The 23657-nt window shown below is 33.2% G+C and carries 13 protein-coding genes; 7 read left to right on the forward strand and 6 right to left on the reverse strand.

What is annotated here, in order from left to right; all coding sequences use genetic code 11:
- Positions 1–315: 315 nt before the first annotated feature.
- A complete protein-coding gene (locus DWZ33_RS07065) occupies positions 316–2262 on the forward strand; it encodes a hypothetical protein (RefSeq protein WP_118454308.1) in 1947 nt (648 codons plus the stop codon).
- A gap of 114 nt (positions 2263–2376) precedes the next feature.
- On the opposite strand, the gene DWZ33_RS07070 is transcribed toward DWZ33_RS07065, so the two are convergent.
- From DWZ33_RS07070 to DWZ33_RS07080, 3 genes are all read right to left on the reverse strand, one after another.
- On the reverse strand, positions 2377–4290 hold the full coding sequence (locus tag DWZ33_RS07070; protein ID WP_118454309.1) for a V-type ATP synthase subunit I domain-containing protein: 1914 nt from the start codon (positions 4288–4290) through the stop codon (positions 2377–2379).
- Positions 4291–4567: 277 nt separating this feature from the next.
- Positions 4568–6415: a hypothetical protein gene (locus tag DWZ33_RS07075; RefSeq protein ID WP_118454310.1), complete on the reverse strand. Its 1848-nt coding sequence runs from the start codon at positions 6413–6415 to the stop codon at positions 4568–4570.
- Between the two features lie 346 nt (positions 6416–6761).
- Entirely contained in the window at positions 6762–7820 is a 1059-nt protein-coding gene (locus DWZ33_RS07080) for a Fic family protein (RefSeq protein ID WP_244925859.1), read from the reverse strand.
- Positions 7821–8088: 268 nt separating this feature from the next.
- Between DWZ33_RS07080 and DWZ33_RS07085 the strand changes: the two genes are divergently transcribed.
- A complete protein-coding gene (locus tag DWZ33_RS07085; protein WP_118454312.1) occupies positions 8089–10044 on the forward strand; it encodes a hypothetical protein in 1956 nt (651 codons plus the stop codon).
- Between the two features lie 142 nt (positions 10045–10186).
- Here the strand turns inward: DWZ33_RS07085 and DWZ33_RS07090 are convergent, their stop codons facing one another.
- A complete protein-coding gene (locus DWZ33_RS07090) occupies positions 10187–12124 on the reverse strand; it encodes a hypothetical protein (RefSeq protein WP_118454313.1) in 1938 nt (645 codons plus the stop codon).
- 341 nt (positions 12125–12465) lie between these two features.
- On the opposite strand from DWZ33_RS07090, the gene DWZ33_RS07095 reads away from it, so the two are divergent.
- The 3 genes from DWZ33_RS07095 to DWZ33_RS07105 all read left to right on the forward strand — a co-directional run bounded on the left by DWZ33_RS07095 (position 12466) and on the right by DWZ33_RS07105 (position 15257).
- Positions 12466–12726: a type II toxin-antitoxin system prevent-host-death family antitoxin gene (locus tag DWZ33_RS07095; protein WP_022936297.1), complete on the forward strand. Its 261-nt coding sequence runs from the start codon at positions 12466–12468 to the stop codon at positions 12724–12726.
- The gene (locus DWZ33_RS18515) at positions 12716–13027 is read left to right on the forward strand and encodes a type II toxin-antitoxin system RelE/ParE family toxin (RefSeq protein ID WP_118454314.1); all 312 of its coding nucleotides are present in this window, start codon (positions 12716–12718) and stop codon (positions 13025–13027) included. Before DWZ33_RS07095 ends, DWZ33_RS18515 begins: the two co-directional genes overlap by 11 nt.
- Before the next feature lie 367 nt (positions 13028–13394).
- Positions 13395–15257, forward strand: coding sequence for a hypothetical protein (locus DWZ33_RS07105; RefSeq protein ID WP_110370666.1), 1863 nt, complete (start codon positions 13395–13397; stop codon positions 15255–15257).
- A 113-nt stretch (positions 15258–15370) separates the two neighbouring features.
- Here DWZ33_RS07105 and DWZ33_RS07110 read toward each other — a convergent pair whose 3' ends face one another.
- The gene (locus tag DWZ33_RS07110; protein WP_118454315.1) at positions 15371–17305 is read right to left on the reverse strand and encodes a hypothetical protein; all 1935 of its coding nucleotides are present in this window, start codon (positions 17303–17305) and stop codon (positions 15371–15373) included.
- A gap of 823 nt (positions 17306–18128) precedes the next feature.
- Between DWZ33_RS07110 and DWZ33_RS07115 the strand changes: the two genes are divergently transcribed.
- Together DWZ33_RS07115 and DWZ33_RS07120 are read left to right on the forward strand one after the other, a co-directional pair.
- Positions 18129–19271 (forward strand): Fic family protein, encoded by a 1143-nt coding sequence (locus DWZ33_RS07115; RefSeq protein ID WP_182425568.1) that lies wholly within the window; start codon positions 18129–18131, stop codon positions 19269–19271.
- Between the two features lie 357 nt (positions 19272–19628).
- Positions 19629–21482, forward strand: coding sequence for a hypothetical protein (locus tag DWZ33_RS07120; protein ID WP_118454316.1), 1854 nt, complete (start codon positions 19629–19631; stop codon positions 21480–21482).
- A 114-nt stretch (positions 21483–21596) separates the two neighbouring features.
- Here the strand turns inward: DWZ33_RS07120 and DWZ33_RS07125 are convergent, their stop codons facing one another.
- Positions 21597–23393: a hypothetical protein gene (locus tag DWZ33_RS07125; RefSeq protein WP_118454317.1), complete on the reverse strand. Its 1797-nt coding sequence runs from the start codon at positions 23391–23393 to the stop codon at positions 21597–21599.
- Positions 23394–23657 lie beyond the last annotated feature (264 nt).

Here is a 23657-nt window from a genome sequence, read left to right on the forward strand (position 1 = left end):
TATAACACAAAAGTGCAGTTTTGATTCAATTAACAAGAATAAATTACATTAAAATACACGAATAATTCGAAATATTTATCACTAAATTTATGAATGATGGAAAATAATAATTATATGTGTAGAGAATCATGACTATAAGTAGTAGAAATATTGAATAGCTATATGACAGATAAAAGTTTATTAACGTTTCAAAAAGGCGATAAACAAGAGGTTTCGAGATTATTTTGGAAAGCATGCACAAACAATAGACATAAAAGTGTCCTAAAATAAGTTAATTCCAATAGGGAAAGAGAAAGAGAGAGGAGATTTATTTATATGAATAAATATTCAAGTAAGGCCGTTAAGACTGCTGCTACCGTTGGTATGTCTTTGGCTATGGTTTTGAGCAATGCTGCTCCGGTATTTGCTGCACAAAATGATGATACATCAATTTGTACTACAACAGTAACTAAAGAGCAATTAGGTCTATTAAACCAATTCAGAAGCAACAATAGTGATTGGGCTAAAGCTAAAGCTAATACTACTTTCAATGCTAAAAAAGTTACAGTATTTGGCTCAAAATTCGACAAGGATGGCACCGCTATTTCTGGTGCTGAAACTTCTGTTGCAGATACAACATATCCCGCAACAATCAAAGTTGGTAATACAGAATTAAAATTAGTATGGGATGGTTCAATTGCTACTGGTCCAAAAGATGGAGATGGTAGTGCAACATATTTTTATGCAACAACAGTGGCTGGTGATGCAAATGTGGTAGTTACTGAAACTGTAAAGGTAAATATGATTACTTACATGGCTGGCAAATACAGTGAAGATGCTAACGTAGTTACAACAGCTACTCAGGTTGGCGACATCATTATCCCTACAGGAAAGTCATCAACATTTAATGAAGCTTTAAAAGCTATCAATACAAATTGCTATGATTCAGGTGACAACGCCTTTAAAGTAAATGCAAGTGCAATGCTTAAATTAGTTGATGCTGTTTCTACAACTAACTCTGCTGATTTAATTAAGCTAGCAATGGATGATGCGGATAATGATGCTGACGCTGTTGAAAATATCCAGAAGTTCTTAGATAAATATACTAGCAATTTATCTGCTGAACAAAAGGGTATTTTAGAAGATGCCATCTATGAGAAAACTCCGGATACAGACACTAATGAATATCAGACAGGTCTTTCTAAATTCTTAGACAAAGTAACAGGCGCTTGGGAAGATAAATTAACTGCTTCTTCTGTTACTAAGATTAGTGGTGGAACCGCTATTACCAATAGTGAAATTGAAGCCTTTATTGATGATGTAGTAAAAGCTGATGCTGTCTATACACAGTATAAGAGAGATGAAGCTGTTGTTGACTTTATAGCTGAAGTAGAATCTGCTAAAGATGATGTTAAAGCTGTAATTGATGCAGTAAGCAAATCTAAAAATGATTCTTATAAAGAATATCTCAAGGGTACAACGAGCGTAAAAGTTAAAGTAAACACTTATTTAAAACTTGATGACGGTGAAGTTTCAGTAGTAGAGAGTAAGTCATTCACATCAGCAGATTATGCAATTTTAAAAGCTTTTAAAGAAGATGTTGTTGACGTTGTTATGACAATGGAATCAAAAGAAGTAGGAAGCAGATATTTAGACAAATCTACTAAGTCTCCTTATGCGACTTCTACTCAAGTTGAGGCAGTATTAGATATCTTTGGTGGCTTAAATGATCTTGCTGATACAGAAACAGGTGACTTCTATTGGGATGTTTTAGAAGCACATATGGAAGGATTGGCAACAGCATTAAAAGCAGTAACAACTGATATTGAAAAAATCACACCTGCTAATATCAAATCAACTGATAAGGCTACACTAGTTGCTGCAGAAGATGCTTTATATGAATTACAAAAAGGTGATTATTCACAAAATCTGACAAAGGATGAAGCAAAAGAAGTAAGAGCTGCTGAAGCAAAAATTACAAACTTACGTGAAGCATTCGATAACTTAGGTACTACAGCAGTAGCTGGATGGTATGACATGGGTAACGGTAACTGGGGTTACAACAATGAAGATGGTACTCCTGCTGCTTACAAATGGGTTGCTTCTGGTTCTGACTGGTATATGATCAAAGACGGTAAGATGCTGAGAAACACTTGGTTGGCTACTGACGGCGGTCGTTGGTACTACTTAGACAATGCTGGTAAGATGGTTACGAACCAATCTGTAGTTGGCTGCTGGATCAATTCTTACGGCGTTTACATGAGCCCTTCTTACAACGGTTAATTGTAAAATCAACCTAATTACTAAATTGAGATGTACAGAGATGTACATCTCTTTTTACATGCAAAAAGGAGATCCATCAAGAATCTCCTTTAAGTGTTATTTGCTTTTAGTTAACTATTTAACCCAAACGCCGTAAGAGTTGAAAGTATAACCGTTAATAGTTGTATTAGAAACCATTACACCGTTATCATCAACATAGTACCATCTAGTACCCTGAGCATCAGAAGCAATCCAAGAGTTACGTAACATTGTACCGTTCTTTACATAGTACCAGTTAGCACCAGAAGCAATCCATTTAGAAGGTCTAGTACCATCTTCTGCAATGTAATCCCAAACACCATTGCCTTTATCTACCCATCCTGATTGAGTTACTGTTCCGTTAAGAATCAGTTTTAAGTATAAAGTTTCAATTAATTCAACATTTGCTAATACTTCTTTCTTTTCTTTTGAAGTCAATGCAGAAGCATATTCTGTAGCAATCTTGTCACCATCAACTAATTGATTTAATGCTTTTTTAGCCTTGATGATCTTGTTAGCTTGTGCTGATGTTAAGTTAGAATTTAATGTCAATCCTTCGATATCATCAGTTACAGCTTTTAATAATTCTTCTACTGAAGTAACAGTGTTTACTAATACATCATAATATGTTTCATCGCTTTCTTCATTGTCAATCACTGTAGTCAATACATATTGTAATCCTGCAGTTGAAGAATTAGTTTCTAATAAATCAAATACATCCTTATTCTCTACATAACGACCATAGTCTGCATTTTCTAAACGTACAACATATTTACCACTGTTCAATTGTTTTGGAGTTAATGTATAGAATTCAGCTACGAAACCTTCAACAAATTCTTTTAAAGCTGTAGAATCTGCTTCTCTGAATGCATTCAATGCTTTATCAAGCGCAATTTCATTTGCTTCTTTGTCATCAGCCAAATAGTCAGAAGCAGCTTTAGCCAAATTCTTAACTTTAGTAGCTAAATCTTTCTTATATGATTTAACATCAGCGTTAGTAGATTTCAGAAGATTCTTAACTTCTTTCATATCTTCAATGATAGCTTCTAAACCATCAATTAAAGTTGCAACTTCTTCAGCATCTTTTACATCATCATAATCTGCGATTGCGCTTAAATCATCGTTATCATCATTTTTGATATCTTTTAATACTTTCTCAACTTTGCTTAAGTTCTTGTAAGAGATAGCTTCTTCTTTTTCAACTGCTTCATAAACAGTTACACCAGAAATCAGTTCAACTTTTTCAAGTTCATTAGCATAATCAGTTACGTAAACATCTTCTCTTTCAGATTTGTAATCTTCTACTTCTGACTTGAAGTTATTGATTGTATCAGTAACAGCATCTCTATGATCATCATCAATCATGGCATTCAGATATTTTTCGTTATCCTTGATGACTTTATAGATTTCTTCAGCATTTTTAGCAGTAGCTTTAGTAACACCGTCTTCTGCAACTGTAGTAATTACAGCACCTTTACCAGCAGTAGTATTAAGGTCACCACCAGCAAAGTAATCACCTAATTTACCAGCGCCAGTTGCTTTAGTATAGCCTTTGATGAATTTTGCGAATGCTACCACATCTTCATCAATATCTGCATCATCCATATAACTAGAGTTGTTAGCTAAGAATGTTGCGATATCTAATAATGTAGCACCGTTTTCGAATTTTGAACCAGCAAGATCAGCAGAAAGCACAATGCTTGGATCTACCAAATCTGCCAAAGTTTTTTTAGAATTCATTTTTAAATCAACGTCGTCGTTAATTTCAATGTCTGTGCCAGCTAAAACTTCATTTCCGCTATACGCTTCTGTATAGTCCTCTGTCAAAGCATCCAAAACTTTAGAAACAACATCATGAGCTTTTTCAGCAGTTTGCTTATCACTTGCAAGATCAGCAGCATAAGCAACAGTAAGATTGCTTAAAACAGGAGCTGCATTACTCAAAACCATAGCCAAAGACATACCAACGGTAGCAGCAGTCTTAACGGCCTTACTTGAATATTTATTCATAAATAAAACTCCTCTCTCTTTCCCTTTCCCTATTGGAATTAACTTATTTTAGGACACTTTTATGTCTATTGTTTGTGCATCCTTCCAATGGATTTACAAATGTCCTTTAATGAGTGGAGATTTTTATTTTATATAATCATTTTATAGGCATATACCATGATTGTATATGAAGTAATTAAAGTTATCAAAGATGATATGAAGAGCTATTATTGAACTCTTTTGCGTGCAAAAAGGAGATCCATCACGAATCTCCTTTAAGTGTTAGTTGCTTAGTTAACTATTTAACCCAAACGCCGTAAGAGTTGAAAGTATAACCGTTAACAGTCGTATTAGAAACCATTACACCGTTATCATCAACATAATACCATCTAGTACCCTGAGCATCAGAAGCGATCCAAGAGTTACGTAACATTGTACCGTTCTTTACATAATACCAGTTAGCACCTGAAGCAATCCATTTAGAAGGTCTAGAACCATCTTCTGCGATGTAATCCCAATCGCCATTACCTTTGTCTACCCATCCTGATTGAGTAATTGTGCCATTGAGAATTAGTTTCAAATAAAGAGCTTCGATGATTTCTTGATTAGCAAGAACTTCTTTTTTCTCACTTCTTGTTAATGAATTAGCATATTCTGCTTCGATATTTCCATCTTTATCAACTAATCGATTTAAAGCTTTTCTAGCAGCGATAATCTTAGCAGCTTGTTTATCAGTTAAAGTAGTATTCAATGAAATGCCTTCGATATCAGTTGTTACAGCTTTTAATAATTCGTCAACTGAAGCAGCATCAGCAATCAATAAATCATAGTAAGTATCTTCTTCATCAGAATCTACTAGAGTTGTCATAATTTTATATAAATCATTACCTGCTACTTTGGCAAATTCATAATAGCGACCCAAACCGGCATTAACTTCTTTTACTCTATAGCTTCCGCTAGTACGTTGCTCAGTAGTTACTGTCCAAAATTCATTAACAAATGCATCAACGTATTCTTTTAACGCCTTTACATCATCTGCACGGAAAGCAGTGATAGCATCATCAATAGCGTCTTGCTTCTTATCTTCTGTAGCGAATTTTTTACCTTCACCTACAGTCCCTTCAAAAGCTTCCACAAGTGCTTTAAGTTTTTTATCTAATTTATCAAATTCTTTCTTTTCAGATTTAGTATCATTAATTAAGTCTTTAACATCCTGCATTTCAGAAGCGATTGTTTCCAATCCGTCAATGTAATCAGCTACTACATCTTCATTTTTAACATCTCCATATTTTATAAATAAACCCGTTTCCACTTCTAATTTATAAGAATCCTTAGTAACTTTAGAAATGAAAGCATTAAGGCTTGATAGATTAGTATATGAAATTTTATCTTCATCGTCAACTAATTTAGAAACTGTTGATCCTGCTACAGCTTCATCAGCTAATTTTTTAGCAAACTTCTTAGCATCATTTCCGACTGTATCTTCTTTGTAGTCTTCAACATCAGATTTTAAATCCGCAAATAAATCTTCCACTTTTTCCAATGTATCAGCTTTATCACTAGCAATATTACCCTTGAAATCCATTAATGAGGAAACTTTATTATAAAAGGCAACAATATCTTTGTCAACAACTCCACTTTTAGCATATTCATCTAATTTCTCAACTACATCGTCAGATACTAATACCTCAGCAAATTCAACTGCTGTTTTTACATCACCATCAATTTTAGTTCCAACTAAATACTTCAAAATATCAGTTTGTTCAGCAGTATAGCCTGCTACAGAAGCATACTTATATGCGTTTTCTAATACCACTTTAACAGTTTCTTTAGTCGCACCATTTGTTATTTCTTGACTGAAAATTTCTTTGAACTTTAATTCACTAGCAACTTTAAAATATTCCTTAGTACCACCAACATAATCATCAGCAGCAATGTTTTTTCCATCTCCTAATAAGTCTAGTAAATCCTCAACAGCATCTTTTTGATCAATTACTATTTCTATAACACTTCTGGTTTCACTAACTTCTGTAGTTGTAGGTGTATCATCATTAGCAAACACTGGAGCAGCATTGCTCAAAACCATAGCCAAAGACATACCAACGGTAGCAGCAGTCTTAACAGCCTTACTTGAATATTTATTCATAAAATAAATCTCCTCTCTCTTTCTCTTTCCCTATTGGAATTAACTTATTTTAGGACACTTTTATGTCTATTGTTTGTGCATGCTTTCCAAAGAGGATTCAATGCTTCCTTTTCATCAACTATTTTGAAATTTTAATGGATTATAGATGGCATATAACAACAAATAAGATATTATAAGATTGCATACTTTATAATCAGCTTATAGTATAATTTGTACTTATTTTAAGTAAGTTTAAATTCAAACATGAAAAGGCACTCACCTTTAAGATGAATGCCTCCTGTTATAAACCCTGTATCCTCTTAGATATGAATTATATTTAAGAGATAGTATAGTGATTAAGCGTATTTTATTTCAAACGTACATAGTAAGTTGCTTTTCCAGAGCCTTTTCTCTCTAACTCTCCTGATTCAACTAATTTCCGTAAAGAACCTTCTATTGAACTAATACTCAATGATGGGCATAATTCCCATATATCCTGTTTAGTGAATTTACCCAACTTATTTTGTGTAGCCTTTTTTACAATTTCTACAGCAGGTAATTTAGTTTCTATTATGAAAAATCTATCTTCAAAATCTTTATAGGCAGATAAAATAATTCCTAAAAGATACTTAATGAAAGGAATTATATCCTCACTACCATCATGCCAACCATTTTGCGAACGATTTAATGCATCATAATATAAATCCTTATTCTGAGCTATTTTGGCTTCTAAAGAAATATATTTACCTACATAAAAGCCATTTTTGTATAACAATAAGGTTGTGAGCAAACGACTGATTCTTCCGTTTCCATCGTTAAAAGGATGAATGCAAAGGAAGTCATGAATAAATATAGGAATGGCAATCAAAGGTTCTACTTCAAAGTTTCCAATTACTCGATTATACTCTTCACAAATTTTATCCAACGCTTCAGCAGTTTCAAATGGAGCAAGCGGAGTAAATAGTGTTTCTGTATGTCCATCAAGATATTTGACACTGATATAATTTTGAACATTCTTTATTTTGCCTGCCATTGGATTATTCATATGATTATACATGATTTTATGCAACTGTAAGATATAGTTTCTAGTAACAGAAATAGTATCAAAGCTATCATGGATAATATTTAGAACATCTCGGTATCCGGCAATTTCTTGTTCATCCCTATTTCTTGGAGTAGTTTTTTCTTCGACTAACTGTTTGATGCGAGTATTGGTTGTGACAATACCTTCGATAGCATTTGAGGCCTCTGTACTTTGTATCTTTGCAATTTCGACAAGTTTTTCAAGTTCGGCTGATCGTTGCTTTAGATATTGCTCCTGTTTCCCCATTTCTTTATAGATAGCAGCAATATAAGCCAGAATGTCAGAATCCCATTTTTGATCTCTGATTTTTGAATAATTAAAATCTCTCATTCCCTTAAACACCACCATTTCCCTTAAATTATACACAAAATTAAGGGAATAGTCAAAATCATAATCATAATAACAATAGATTTCAATAAAGATCTGTTCATATGTGTGATATTTATTATTAAGGTATATACCTTGAATTATACAAACGAATACCAACAAACATGATAAACAGGCATATAAAAGAAACCTTTAGAAAGCATGCACAAACAATAGACATAAAAGTGTCCTAAAATAAGTTAATTCCAATAGGGAAAGAGAAAGAGAGAGGAGATTTATTTATATGAATAAATATTCAAGTAAGGCTGTTAAGACTGCTGCTACCGTTGGTATGTCTTTGGCTATGGTTTTGAGCAATGCTGCTCCTGTGTTCGCTGCTACAAATGTAAGTGGTGTATGTAATTCAACTTATACAAGTGAATTAAATGATTTTTTGAATTTCTTATCTGATTCAGGTTTGACTGAGGAAGGCTTCAAAACTAAAAATTCTGAAGATTCAGTTAAAATCACTACAGGAGCAGAATCTGCTCAATACTACGCATTAGATGAAGGTTTTGAGTACAAAGGAGCTGATCTTACTGTGCCTGCTACTGGTCTAAAAGTTACTGATACAGCAGGTGATAATATTAATAACGTTAAAAAGCTTCCTTTAACAGTTACTGTTAATAAAACAGAAGCAGGTGCTGCTTTATTTGTTAAAGAAAGTGATTCTGCTGGAACTTATACGCAAGTAACTACTGCTGAAGAACTGGAAAAAATAGCTGCAGACAATGTTGTGATGTATCAAATCGTTAAAAAGAATATTGAAAAATCTCCAGCAACATCTGGTACAACTGATAAAGTAGCTTTGTTTGATAAAATTTCTACTGAATTTGCTACTGGTGGTGCATGGGAACATGTAATTGACAATTGCACAGGTTCAGCTAGAGACTTAGCTAAGTTAATGAATGATACTGTCAAAGATATCAAAGCTATGTTAGGTGCTGATTATAGCGCCACTTATGGTACATTAGCTACTATCATTGCTAAAACTAATCCTACTTCTGATGATTTAGATAAATTAACTGACTTCAATGCTGACTATGCTGATAACCTAACTTCAGAACAAGCTAATCTTTTAAATGATACAATCTATGGTTTAGAAAGAGAATTAGGTTATGAGTCATCAACTGATGCTTACCAAACTGCACTTTCTAGATATATTGATAAAGAAACTAAAGCATTAGAAGATTTCGTAACAGATACAATTTATACAGCTAAGAACGGTTCAGCAATCACTAAGACTTTAGTGAAAGAAAAAATTGCTAATATTAAGGATACTTCTGATTATAAACGTTTCAAAAATGAAGCAGATGTAGAAGCTATCATCGCTCAATATGAAGAAATGACAGATGCTATCAATGATGTTGCAGCTGCTATTAACACTAGAACAAATGATGCTTATGCTGACTTGTTAAAGGGTACTAAGTCTGTAAAATCTAAATATGCAAATAAAGATACAGATGCAATTGTTGATAGTATGAAAACTGCGGATTTTGAAATCTTGAAAGCATTCAAAGAGGATGTTGTTGATATTGTGTGGACAATGGAAGCAAAATCATTTGCTAATCGTTACTTAGACAAATCAACAAAATCACCTTATGTAACAGCTACACAATTAAATAAAGTACTGAATGACTTCAATGCTGATCTTATCGAATTAAAAGATTCAGAAACTGGTGAATTTGGTTGGGACATCTTAGATGCACATATGACTAAGGTTAATGACAGCTTAGCAGCATTAGCAGATCTGAGTAAGTATGATGCAATTACATTAAGTGTTAATGATAAAGAAGTTCTTGTTAAAATGGATGATGCTGTTTATTTCTTAGAGAATGATGGAGCAGGTAACTTATCAACAACTCAGACACGTACTGTAAGAGATGCAGCACGTAAAGTAACTGAATTAATGGAAGCATACCGTAAACAATTTGGATCCATCGATTCAACAGTGAATGGCTGGAATAACAAAGGTAATGGTGACTGGACATACTATGAAAATGGAAATGCAGTAACTAAGTGGGTAGCATCAGGTTCAGACTGGTATTATGTAAAGGGCGGCGTAATGTTACGTAACTCTTGGATTGCTAGTGATTCACAAGGAACAAAATGGTACTATGTAGATGATGCAGGTAAGATGGTATCAAATACGACTGTTAATGGTTATACATTCAACTCATATGGAGTATGGGTTAAATAATCGAAAAAGGATAGAATAATAAAGAATTTAATTACCCATCCCCAGAAGAGGTGTTACGGAAAGTAGCACCTCTTTTAAACGTACGCTCATGAAAAAGAGATGCACATCTCTGTACATCTCAATTAATTAGATCGATTTACAATTAACCGTTGTAAGAAGGGCTCATGTAAACGCCGTAAGAATTGATCCAGCAACCATCTACTGATTGGTTAGTAACCATCTTACCAGCATTGTCTAAGTAGTACCAGCGACCACCGTCAGTAGCTAACCAAGTATTTCTCAGCATCTTACCGTCTTTGATCATATACCAATCAGCACCAGAAGCAACCCATTTGTAAGCAGCAGGAGTACCGTCTTCATTGTTGTAACCCCAGTTACCGTTACCCATGTCATACCATCCAGCTACTGCTGTAGTACCTAAGTTATCGAATGCTTCACGTAAGTTTTCAATTTTAGTTTCTGCAGCTCTAACAGTTTTCGCTTCTGTTTTAGTCAGATTGTCTTCATAATCCCCGCCTTTAGTTAATTCGTAGATAGCATCTTCAGCAGCTTCTAAAGTTTTCTTATCGGTTGCTTTGATATTTGCAGGTGTAATCTTAGCAATAGCTGATGTTACTGCTTCTAAAGCTTCAGCTACTTCATTCATTTGCTTTTCAACTAAGTCATAACCAAATAAGCCTTCTTCTTTATCTACTAAAGCGTAAAGGTATCCAGGGAAAGTGTTCTCAAATGTACTTCTTTGTGAATTAGTTGAATTAGAAGTATAGTCGGATTTATTTACATAATAGTTACCCACTTTTCTAGTTTCCATCGTGTAAATTGAATCCATTACTTCTTCTTTGGCATCTTTCAGAATTACCCATTGTTCAGAGTTCAGCAAGCCAGCTAATTTCTCAGCTTTTTCTTTATCAGTTTTTAGATCTTTGTCTTCATCGATATTTTTTAAGAATTCCTTTAAAGTAACTTTGTTATCAGCTTTAACATTAGCTACTTTAGTTTTGATAAATGCATTATACTCATCTGATTTTAATACATCAGCATTTGTACCAATGTTATCCAATAATTCTTGATAAGCATCTAAGATAGCGATTACAGCATCTTCATCTTTAAATCTGTCATAATAGCTATGATTCTTGATCAAATCGATACGTTTTTTGATTTGTGTTTTATTGTTTAATTCAATCTTCTCCGGATCTAAAGCCGTAACTTCATCTGATTTTTCTCCTTGAAGAATCAGGGCGATAGTACTCTTATCATTTCCTTTTTCAAGTTCTTTATCTAAAGCAGTTTCTTTACCTTCTAAATCGTTTTGTAAAATAGTATCAAAAGCTAATACAAAGAATGATAAATCTTCATCAGCATTTACGCCTAAATACTCATTGATATTGTTATTTAATGAAACATAAGTATCTTGTACTGCACCTGCTAGATCATTACTGTATTCACCGTCTGAATCAATACCTAAATATTTGCCATAGTCAGCTTTGAAATCTTTTAACTCTTTCAATGCAGCTTTAGCTTCCTTATAAGTACCTTCTTTGATTGTTGACCAATCAGCATCTGCATCTTTTTCAGCATTAGTATTTTCCATTACTGTAGCTAAATCTGAGCCAGCTTGTACATCTTTAGCTTTAATGGCACCTTTGCCAGCATAATCTTCAATACCTTTAACCACATTAGTCCATGTAATAATGTTAGCTTTTTCTGTATAACCAACACCGCTTTTAGCAAAAGCATCTAATTCTGTAGCATAATCAGCAATTACTTCTAAGATATTAACTTTCTTGCCTTCTTTATTTAAAGCTTTCATGTCGTTATCTAAAGTAACTGTACTAAATTTAGCACCATCTAACTGACTTAGAATTTCTAAATAAACTTGTGCGCCACAATCAGCTTTGCCATCATTATCATCCTTTGGGTCGGCAGAATCCGTTATTACTTTAATGTCTTTACAGATACCTTCTGCTTCATATGTTGTTTCTGTAGCGGCGAAAACCGGAGCAGCAGCACTTAAAACCATAGCCAAAGACATACCAACGGTAGCAGCAGTCTTAACGGCCTTACTTGAATATTTATTCATAAAATAAATCTCCTCTCTCTTTCTCTTTCCCTATTGGAATTAACTTATTTTAGGACACTTTTATGTCTATTGTTTGTGCATGTTTTCAAAAAAATGTATATTAACCTTATTCTAGGAATGATATAAGCATTCAAGTAGCTCTCTTTAGGCATATACCCATTTGAAGTTGACAGTTAGCAATGTCATATTTTCATATAATTCAGTCTATTATTCATACTCTCAATGTTTTAAGTTTAAAAATTGTTGTAAAATATGTCACCTTATTTAACATTGAATATATCAGAGAACATGTATATAATATAAATAGGAACTATTGTGTTTACTAAGGAGGTTAAATCTATATGCCTAATATTAAACCAATTTCAGATTTACGAAATTATAGCGAAGTGCTACATGATGTAACGTTTGGCTCACCAGTTTTTCTTACTAAAAATGGAAGAGGACGTTATGCTATCATCGATATTCAAGAATACGAAAACATAATGGCAACTTTAACATTGATGGATGAATTATCAAAAGGCAGAAAATCAGGCGAAGTAGAAGGATGGCTTTCTGCAGAAGAAGTAAGATCCCATTTCAAAAAAAAGCAGCATGAATTATAATCTACATTATTCACCTGAATCTTTCAGAGACTTGGAAGAAATTTGGAGTTATATCGCACTAGAGTTATGTAATAATGAAGCAGCTGATAAAATGCTAGACGCTATTATGAATGAAATCGATAAACTTATTGATTTTCCTAACATGGGTGCCGCATTAGCAAATATCATAAATATAGAAACAAACTATCGTTACATAATATCAGGCAACTACATGATCTTTTATCGAATTGAACAGACTGATATTTATATTGACAGAATATTGTATACTAGACGTGATTATGTTCACATATTATTCAAATAAATTTTTAATAGATTAAACAATGAGAGGTGCAAAATGCACCTTTTTATTTTGATACACAAAAAGATTGAAATATTTTTAAAGTGGGAAAAAATCAGCTATAGTTTGCTTCTATTTTGTTAATTTACTGATTCACAGATCATAGTGATTGTATATCTAAATAAGACCAGTAATGTGAATGATTTTGGGCATAATTGTATATTATAATTTGATGTTATATGCCCTTTAAAAAAGTGAATAATACTTACAAATATGATGAATAGGCAAATAAAAGAAACTTTTAGAAAGCATGCACAAACAATAGACATAAAAGTGTCCTAAAATAAGTTAATTCCAATAGGGAAAGAGAAAGAGAGAGGAGATTTATTTTATGAATAAATATTCAAGTAAGGCCGTTAAGACTGCTGCTACCGTGGGTATGTCTTTGGCTATGGTTTTGAGCAATGCTGCTCCTGTATTTGCAACTGATATCACATCTGGTATATGTAAAGGGCTTGACGATACAACGGATATTGCTGATTGTGGTGCAAAAGTATATTTAGAAATTTTAAGCCAATTAGATGGTGCAAAATTTACTACTGTCACATTAGATAATGATATGAAGGCTTTAAATAAAGCTGGCAAAAAAGTAAATATCTTAGAAGTAATTGTTGATTACAAAGCTGAATTAGACGCATTTGCTAAAGGTGGAGATGCTGGTTATACAGAAAAAGCTAATATCACAACATGGACTAATGTAGTTGAAGGTATCGAAGCTTATGCTGGTACTGGTGCTATTGCTGCTAAAGATGTTAAAGCTAATAGTGATTTAGCTAAATTAGTAGCTAATGTAAATGGAGAAGATGGCGCTGGTAAGGACTTCTCTACTGTAACTAAGGATAACTATACTGATGCAAAAAATGCATTAGAAACTCTGAAAGACTATAAAGATGATTATGGTAAATACTTAGGCATCAGTGGTGATGACTATACAAATGATTTAGCTGGTGCTGTAGCAGATACTTATAACACTTTAAAATCGAACATCAATGATTATCTTGGTGTGACTGCAGATGCTGACTTATCAAATTTTGTTTTAGCTTATGATGCTATTTTACAAAATGACTTGAAAGAAAAAGCTACAGATTTAACAAAGACTGTTTCTAAAGATACAGGTGCCAAAACAATTAAAGCGATTATTGGTAGTTCAGAAGATGAATTAGACGCTATTGCTTTGAATAATAAAACACAACTTAAAAATCGTATGAAACTAATCACTGATCATGATGATTATGATCGTTTTAAAGATGAAGATGCAGTAATTGCTATCTTAGATGCTTATCAAGAATTAATTGATAATATCGGTGCAAACTCAGATGTTTTGAAATCTGATGAATATAACGAATATATTAAGACAAAAATTTCAAATGTAAAAAAAGATAACAAAGTTTCAGTTCGTGATTTCGTAAAAACTTTCACTACTGGAACGGCTAAAGAAAAAGCTGAAGCGTTAGCAGATGTATTAAATTCTGAACAATGGGAAATCTTAAAAGCTGCTAAAGAAGAAGTTATGGATTCAATTTACACAATGGAAACTAGAAAAGTGGGGAACTATTATGTAGATAAGTCTGATTACACTTCAACTTCTACAACATCACAAAGAAATACATTCAAAAATGCTTTCCCAGAATATCTTTATACATTAGTTGATAATGAAGAAGGTCTTTTCGGATATGATTTAGTTGCAGAACATATGGATAAAGTAGTTAAAGCTTTAGAAGCTGTTACAACTGATATTGCTAAATTAACTCCAGCAAATATTAAAGCAACAGATAAAGCTTTATTAGAAGCTGCAGAAGATGCTATTTACGAATTAGTTGATGGTGATTATGCTGACAATTTGACTTCAGCACAAAAGAGAACAGCACGTCAAGCTGACACTAAGATCACAAACTTACGTGAAGCATTTGATAACTTAGGTACAACAAATGTAGCTGGATGGTATAGCATGGGTAACGGTAACTGGGGTTACAACAACGAAGATGGTACTCCTGCTGCTTACAAATGGGTTGCTTCTGGTTCTGATTGGTATATGATCAAAGACGGTAAGATGCTGAGAAATACTTGGTTAGCTACTGACGGTGGTCGTTGGTACTACTTAGACAATGCTGGTAAGATGGTTACTAACCAATCAGTAGATGGCTGCTGGATCAATTCTTACGGCGTTTACATGAGCCCTTCTTACAACGGTTAATTGTAAATCGATTTAATTATTTAATTGAGATGTACAGAGATGTGCATCTCTTTTTGCATGCAAAAAGGAGATCCATCACGAATCTCCTTTAAGTGTTATTTGCTTTTAGTTAACTATTTAACCCAAACGCCGTAAGAGTTGAAAGTATAACCGTTAACAGTCGTATTAGAAACCATTACACCGTTATCATCAACATAATACCATCTAGTACCCTGAGCATCAGAAGCGATCCAAGAGTTACGTAACATTGTACCGTTCTTTACATAATACCAGTTAGCACCTGAAGCTACCCATTTAGAAGGTCTAGAACCATCTTCTGCGATGTAATCCCAATCACCGTTGCCTTTGTCTACCCATCCTGTTTGTGTAATTGTTCCATTGATAATCAATTTAGCATATAAAGCTTCAATCAAATCTTCATTTGCTTTTACTGCTCTCTTTTCTTTTGCAGTTAGACCAGCAAAATTTACTGCTTCTAGTTCAGCATAAGCATTTCTTGCAGCTACAATTTTCTTCGCATCAGATGAAGTGAATGTTGTTCCTAATGAAATACCCTCGATATCAGTTGTACATGCTTTTAAATACTTTGTAATGTCAGAAGTTGTTTCTGTTAATACCTGATAATATGTTTCGTCATTTGAATCGTCAACTAATTTTGTTAATAATGTCTTAACATTAGTGTCAAAATCAGCGATGTCATCTTCGCTTAAATATCTAGCATATTCTGTTTCTTCTGATCTTACTACATATTTTCCATTAGAACGTTGGACTGCATTAAGAGTATAGAACATTTCATATACATCTTCAACATAGTCAGTTAATTTAGTTAAATCTGCCTGAGTGAAAGCTGCCATTGCTGCTTGATATTTATTATAAAGTGTATCACTAGTTGTATCATCTTCGTAATTGTTAATTGCAGTAATTAGTGAGCTTAATTTACCTGTAATATCCCTTAAACCTTTATTAACTGCAGATGTAGATTTTAATGCATCATTTACCTCTTCAATTTCTGATACCATTGTTTCCAACGCATCGATATATTCTGCTACTGCTGATTCATCTTCTACATCTTCATATAAAGCTACAGCTTTTAAAGTTGAGTTTTTATCAGCTTTAACATCAGCTAAGAAATCTTTTAAGTCATCAAGGTTAGCACGGTCAAAATCTGCTCCACTATCAACTACATCAGCTACATTTGTACCCTCAATAATATCTTCATTTTTTAATTTATTAACATAGTCTTTAACAATTTGGTTTGTTCCTGCTGAATAAGTATCTAATTCTTCTTTCATTACATCAAGAAGGTCATTATATACGTCTTTAACGTATGTTTGGTCAGCTGAAGGAATATTTCCAAAATATTGCTTTAAGTCTACTAAATCATTGTATTTTCCTTTTTCTGTATTGTAAGTAGCTAAGTCAGTAATTTTACCGATCTTACCTGCTTTACCAGCTACTGTTTTACCGTCTTTCCAAGTGTAAGTAGTATCCTTATCACCATAATTAATTGCTAATTCTTTGATCATGCTATTAGTGTCGTCAGTAATCAACTCGATAGCATTAACAATACCGAATTCACGTTCTGCAGCTGTTGTTGATCCAAATTTATCATCAGCAATATGTGTACCAATAATGTATTTTGCATCCGCATCTGCATTACAATCTGCTAATAATGCCAAACCATTAGCCAATGTTACTTCACCAGTAGGCAATTCTTTTTCTAATAAATTTTCTAAACTCAGATTACCTTCTACTTCATCAGTTTTCAAGAATGTAGCTGTATTTGTCCAAGTGTACTCTGTAGAAGCCTGTACTTTACTTAAATTAATTTTGCCATTATCAGCTGATTTCAAATCTTGAATCATTGCATTTAAAGCATCTTTAGCCTCTGACATTGCTTGTTTTGTTTCGGCAGTATAACAAACTTGAGCTTTTGTACCCATAACGTCAGCAGCTGCCAATACTGGCGCAGCAGCACTCAAAACCATAGCCAAAGACATACCAACGGTAGCAGCAGTCTTAACGCCCTTACTTGAATATTTATTCATAAAATAAATCTCCTCTCTCTTTCTCTTTCCCTATTGGAATTAACTTATTTTAGGACACTTTTATGTCTATTGTTTGTGCATCCTTCCTCAAGGTTGATCGAATACTCCCTATTTATCACATTTGTATGCAATATTAACTTTATTAAAAGGCATGTAACATATATTTCATTATTGCAATCATGCATATGCTATACATAAAATAACAAAAATATTTTGTATTGTTCAGCTTGCATATTTATCATTTCAAGAAATATATTTATACCAAATTAAGATTTATCATTTATTTTGAAAGACATACAATTTATATTTAATTATTACAATATCACTTATATTCATCAGTACAAGTTTAACAATTTTGGCTGTTTTAGACTTTTCTAATGAAATATGTAGGTTTTAAATTCTTCCTTATTTCATTTTATTCTTTATTCATGAAATTAATTGGCAGTATTTGATAATATTTACAAAATAACACCAAATTAAACAAAGGCATATTTTGCTTATTTCAATATTAGCAAAGTGATAATTATATTTTAATTTGCTTATTTTCCTTTTTTTCATTTAACTAAATTAGTTAATAAAAGCTATATACTAATTTGCTTTAACTCCTGACTTTACAATATCACGCCTGTACATCGTATTCAACTATTACAAATATACATTTATTTACCAATTATCTGTTAATTATTCAAATCAGTTTATAAGTTCGTTAAATTGAAATAAGTTCATATAAACTCAAACCTTATTTCAACTTGATGTTTATTTTTGAAATAAAGCAAGGTATAATAGTGTCATAGGATGAAAGATAGACTTGGAGGTGTTAAAAATGAGAAATCGTGCAGGTCATTTAATAACTAATTTATTTGGAGAAGCGGCATACAAATCATTTGTTCCTAATCCACTTCCTCCAACACCACCGATTCAATTATCAAATGATCTCATCAATCTGCTTGTCAAAGCGAACTCTCAGCTCGCAGTCTTAGAAAACATTGCCACTCATATACCCAATGTTCAGTTATTTGTTTCTATGTATGTTCGTAAAGAAGCATTGATGTCATCGCAAATAGAGGGAACACAGGCAACTTTAGAAGATATTCTTGATCCTTTGCTTGAGGAAAATACAAATCGTAATGTCGCAGACGTAGTAAACTATATCAAAGCTACCGAATTCGCTATTAATAGATTAAAAGAATTACCTCTGTGCAATCGTCTAATAAGAGAAACACATGCTGTTCTTATGTCGGGGGTGAGAGGTCAGGAAAAAAGTCCTGGGGAATATAGAACTTCTCAGAATTGGATTGGCGGCCAAGGAAGTTCTCTTCATAACGCAAGATATATACCTCCTTCTCCTAGCGATATGAATGAAGGCATGTCTGACCTAGAAAAATATATCCATTCAGAGGATCAATTAGATCCATTAATTCGTGCCGCATTGATACATTATCAATTTGAGACTATCCATCCTTTTCTTGATGGGAATGGCCGTGTTGGAAGATTAATAATTACGCTTTTTCTCATGGAACAGAAAATACTTTCAACCCCTGCTCTATATATCTCATACTTTTTAAAAAAGAACCGTATAGAATACTACGATCGGATGACGGAAGTCAGAACAAAAGGAGATTATGAGCAATGGATAAAATTCTTTCTTCAAGCATTGATTGAATCTGCAGAAGACGCGATTAGAACTATTGAGGAATTGACTGCCCTACATGATATGAATATAGCATTAATTTCTAAAATGGGGCGAATCTCTAAGAATGCTTTACTTGTTTTTAGATATTTAGAAACTAATCCTATAATTGACATACGAAAGACAGCAGAAGCATTAGACATAGCTTTCAATACAACATCAAGCGTGATTACACGATTGAAAGAACTTGGAATTCTTGTTCAAACATCAACAGGTAGCAGGAATCGAACTTTTTCCTATGAAGCATATCTTAATATTTTACGAAAGGGAACTTGATTTTAGATTTATAAGGTTAAATCAATACGATCAAAGTTGACATAATTCATTTAAATACGTTTACGAATATAGCAGAAAGCATTCATTGAAAGGTGAGTGCTTTTTTGCGTTCATAGGTTAGAGAGTTACTCTAATTAAATACTAAGTTATTGAAGAAATGGTACAAAGAGTATGCTTAATTGTAATAATTCAATAAATGGTATATGCCTTTTAAATTAACAAATAATATTCACAAACACGGTCAATAGGGAGTATTCGGTTAACCTTGAGGAAGGATGCACAAACAATAGACATAAAAGTGTCCTAAAATAAGTTAATTCCAATAGGGAAAGAGAAAGAGAGAAGAGATTTATTTATATGAATAAATATTCAAGTAAGGCCGTTAAGACTGCTGCTACAGTTGGTATGTCTTTGGCTATGGTTTTGAGCAATGCTGCTCCGGTGTTTGCTGCTACTGCTGTTACAGATGCTCCAGCATTTTGTGATTCTTCATATGAGAGTGCTGGTATTGCAGTTTTAGAGGCGTTAGATAGTGACTTCACTTCTAATATTACTAGTGTTAAAGAAATAAAAAAAGCTGATAAATTTACAGCAGATGATTATCCTGAATTAGCTTCTGTTCTTAAAACTGATGCTATTAAAACTGGACTTACAATTGATGAAATTCTTGCTTTAGAAATCAAAGGCTCTACTATCAAAGTAGTAGATGCTCTGTCACAGGTAGTGTCTTGTAATAGAGCTGATGAGGATTTAGTGGCTATTGCCAAACATTTAGTTAGAAAAATTAGTGGAAATTGGACTACATTTGAAACTTTAGTAGGTAATGCGGAAACAGCATTAGAAGCGCTTAATAGTGGTTATGCTGATAAGTATAGTTCATTAGCTAAAGTAACAGAAAACTATAGTGAAGCAAAAGCACTTTATGATGAACTGACTACTTACGTTGATTATGTTGACAATGGAGTAAGTGCTGATGCTAAAGCTGGATATAAGAATTGGGATAACTTCAAAGGTTTCATGAAAGATTATGACGAAGTACATGAAGGTTCTACATTAAAGACTTATATTAAACAATTAGAACAAGCAAAAGTATATGGTAATCAGACTGTACTTGATTTAGTTTCTAAAGAAGATGCTATTAGCTACAAGCGCGTAAAGAATGTTGAAACTTTCATTAAAAATGTTAAATCAAATGATATCGATACAATTACTGCAGCTAAGTATAACTCTGTAAAAGACGCTGATGAAGTGGTTGAATACATGGATGGATTACAGGCGATCGTTGATGAAATGAAAGAAGCTAAAGACTTGTTGGACGGTTCTAATGAAGCTAAAAAAGCTTATGATGATGTTGCTGATAAAGTTGAAGCTTTAAAAGGTTACGTTGAAACACGTAAAACATTGTCAAGCAAAGATCAAGATGATATTGATAAAGCTGATGATGATATTGAAGTAGCTATGAATAAGTTTACAAATGCTGATTTAGAAGCAATTCAAACTTATGTTGAAGATGTTATCAACGAATTCAAAACAGTTAAGGCCAGAAAACTGTCTAGTGGTAATTATGCATTGACTCTTGAAAATGCTACTTATGGTCGTTATATTTCTGCTGAAGGTACTGAGTTTGATGCAAATCTTATTTATTTATTAACTACTACAGTTGCTAAAGATGAAGAAGAAAGCTATTACGATGTATTAATAGCAAATGATGCATCTACTAAAGATACATTAATCAAAGCTGCAACAACTGACGTTAAGGGCATTACTTTAGGAACTAATTTAACTTCTGCTCAAGCTGCCAAGATTGTAGCTGCTAAAAATGCATTAGATGAATTGGATATTGATACAGATGGTAAGAATCCTTATGGTTTAACTGCTAAGGAAAGACGTTCAGTTAATAACAATAGAACATTAATTGAAACTTTATACTTCAAACTGATTATGAACGGCACAGTAACTCAATCAGGATGGGTAGATAAAGGAAACGGCGATTGGGATTACATCGCAGAAGATGGTTCTAGACCTTCTAAATGGGTAGCTTCAGGTGCTAACTGGTATTATGTAAAGAACGGTACAATGTTACGTAACTCTTGGATCGCTTCTGATGCTCAGGGTACTAGATGGTATTATGTTGATGATAACGGTGTAATGGTTTCTAATACGACTGTTAACGGTTATACTTTCAACTCTTACGGCGTTTGGGTTAAATAGTTAACTAAAAGAAAATAACACTTAAAGGAGATTCGTGATGGATCTCCTTTTTGCATGCAAAAAAGAGATGTACATCTCTGTACATCTCAATTAAGTAATTAGATTAATTTACAATTAACCATTGTAAGTAGGGCTCATGTAAACGCCGTAAGAATTGATCCAGCAGCCATCAACAGATTGGTTCGTAACCATCTTACCAGCATTGTCTAAGTAGTACCAACGACCACCATCAGTAGCCAACCAAGTATTTCTCAGCATCTTACCGTCTTTGATCATATACCAATCAGAACCTGAAGCGACCCATTTGTAAGCAGCAGGAGTACCGTCTTCATTGTTGTAACCCCAGTTACCGTTACCCATATCATACCATCCAGCAACATTAGTTGTACCTAAGTTGTCGAATGCTTCACGTAAGTTAGTGATCTTAGTTTCAGCTTTACGAACTTCTTTAGCTTGTTTAGAAGTTAAATTCTTAACATATTTTCCGCCTTCAGTTAATTCATAAATAGCATCTTCAGCAGCTTCTAAAGTTGCTTTATCAGAAGCTTTGATATTTGCAGGAGTAAGTTTTTCGATATCTTTAGTAACTGCATCTAAAGCATCAGCAACTTTTTCCATGTGAGCTTCTAAATAATCATAACCAAATTCACCAGTTTCAGTGTCGACTACTTTTAATAAGAATCCCGGAATATTGTTCATAACGACATTCTTTTGTGTTCCTGAAACATAAGAGTTAAACTCTGACTTATCTCTATAGTAGTTACCGATTTTTGTAGTTTCGAATTTCCATACTGAATCAAGAACTTCTTCTTTTAAGTCTTTTAAGATAGCCCATTGTTCGCTATCTAATACTTTTGCTACTGCTTTTGCTTCTTCAGTGGCCGTAGTAGAACCGTCTTTTACGAAATCACCATCAACATTTATTTTACCTTTAGCTAATGCTGAAATGAATGATTTAACTGTCTTATCTTCATCATCAGTTTTAGTTTTGTTATATGCTTTGTAAGAGTCAGTTGTAGTGATGTCAGAGATATTTCCAATGCTATCAATAATTTCCTGATAAGCATCAATTAATGAAATAACTAAATCTTCATCCTTGAACTGATCATAGTCATCAGCGTCTTTAATCTTATTGATTCTTGCTTTTACTGCAGATTTACTTGACAAATTAACTTTAGTTACATCCTCAGAATAACCTGTGATTGCTTGTTCAGCAGCTGTTAATTTAGTAGCTTTGCCATCTAAATCGTTTTCTAATACCTTATTGAAGGCATCATAAAAGTTAGCTAGTTTTTCATCAAAATCCTCTTCATCAATATTAAGAGCATCTTCTAATTTGTATTGTGCTTGGTTCACTAATGTTAGGAAGTCACTGCCAATAACTTCACCAGCATCTTTCTTTGCATCTTTAACTTTAGTTAAATTAGCTTTTGTTAAATCTGTACCATCAGTATCATCTAATACTGTTTTAACTATACCTGCACCAAATTCAGTATCACTAACTGTAGTAGTTGCATAATCAGCGCCAAATAATACAACCATTGCATCATGGAATTTTACCATTGCTGTAATAGTTTTGTATTCATCTGAAGAATAAGACAATGTGTTTTTGAAAGCTTTTAGAGAATCTATATTCTCAGCGATTGCTTCGTAAATTGATACTTTACTTCCATCATTATTTTTTACTTCTAAACCGTTATCCATATTCGATTCTGCAAATGGAGTACCATCTAATTTTTCTAATACAGCATTTAATACTGTTCTGCCGCATGTCGTATCTTCCACACCAGTACCACACATATCAGTAGTCACATTGGCAGCCATAACAGGAGCAGCACTACTCAAAACCATAGCCAAAGACATACCAACGGTAGCAGCAGTCTTAACGGCCTTACTTGAATATTTATTCATAAAATAAATCTCCTCTCTCTTTCTCTTTCCCTATTGGAATTAACTTATTTTAGGACACTTTTATGTCTATTGTTTGTGCATAATCGTATCCTTGCTACTATTATATCATTCATGAACCAGAAATCAACCTAAAATTGAAAGTTTTTCGAAAAAGCACCCCGAAAACAGTGTATTTATCCGAATATTTAACGAAAAAGTGGGAAAGCTAATCCATTAAAGTATCCAAATAAACGCAATGATTGAAAATGCTTTCCCTTTATATCA

Origin of the sequence: Dielma fastidiosa, assembly GCF_003475485.1 — a bacterium.
Classification (GTDB): Bacteria; Bacillota_I; Bacilli_A; order Erysipelotrichales; family Erysipelotrichaceae; genus Dielma; species Dielma fastidiosa.

Coding starts and splice junctions, on each gene's coding strand:
- DWZ33_RS07085 (WP_118454312.1), top strand. CDS start 8,089: ATGAATAAATATTCAAGTAAGGCTGTTAAGACTGCTGCTACCGTTGGT.
- DWZ33_RS18515 (WP_118454314.1), top strand. CDS start 12,716: ATGAATTATAATCTACATTATTCACCTGAATCTTTCAGAGACTTGGAA.
- DWZ33_RS07070 (WP_118454309.1), bottom strand. CDS start 4,290: ATGAATAAATATTCAAGTAAGGCCGTTAAGACTGCTGCTACCGTTGGT.
- DWZ33_RS07105 (WP_110370666.1), top strand. CDS start 13,395: ATGAATAAATATTCAAGTAAGGCCGTTAAGACTGCTGCTACCGTGGGT.
- DWZ33_RS07075 (WP_118454310.1), bottom strand. CDS start 6,415: ATGAATAAATATTCAAGTAAGGCTGTTAAGACTGCTGCTACCGTTGGT.
- DWZ33_RS07120 (WP_118454316.1), top strand. CDS start 19,629: ATGAATAAATATTCAAGTAAGGCCGTTAAGACTGCTGCTACAGTTGGT.
- DWZ33_RS07125 (WP_118454317.1), bottom strand. CDS start 23,393: ATGAATAAATATTCAAGTAAGGCCGTTAAGACTGCTGCTACCGTTGGT.
- DWZ33_RS07115 (WP_182425568.1), top strand. CDS start 18,129: ATGAGAAATCGTGCAGGTCATTTAATAACTAATTTATTTGGAGAAGCG.
- DWZ33_RS07065 (WP_118454308.1), top strand. CDS start 316: ATGAATAAATATTCAAGTAAGGCCGTTAAGACTGCTGCTACCGTTGGT.
- DWZ33_RS07095 (WP_022936297.1), top strand. CDS start 12,466: ATGCCTAATATTAAACCAATTTCAGATTTACGAAATTATAGCGAAGTG.
- DWZ33_RS07110 (WP_118454315.1), bottom strand. CDS start 17,305: ATGAATAAATATTCAAGTAAGGGCGTTAAGACTGCTGCTACCGTTGGT.
- DWZ33_RS07090 (WP_118454313.1), bottom strand. CDS start 12,124: ATGAATAAATATTCAAGTAAGGCCGTTAAGACTGCTGCTACCGTTGGT.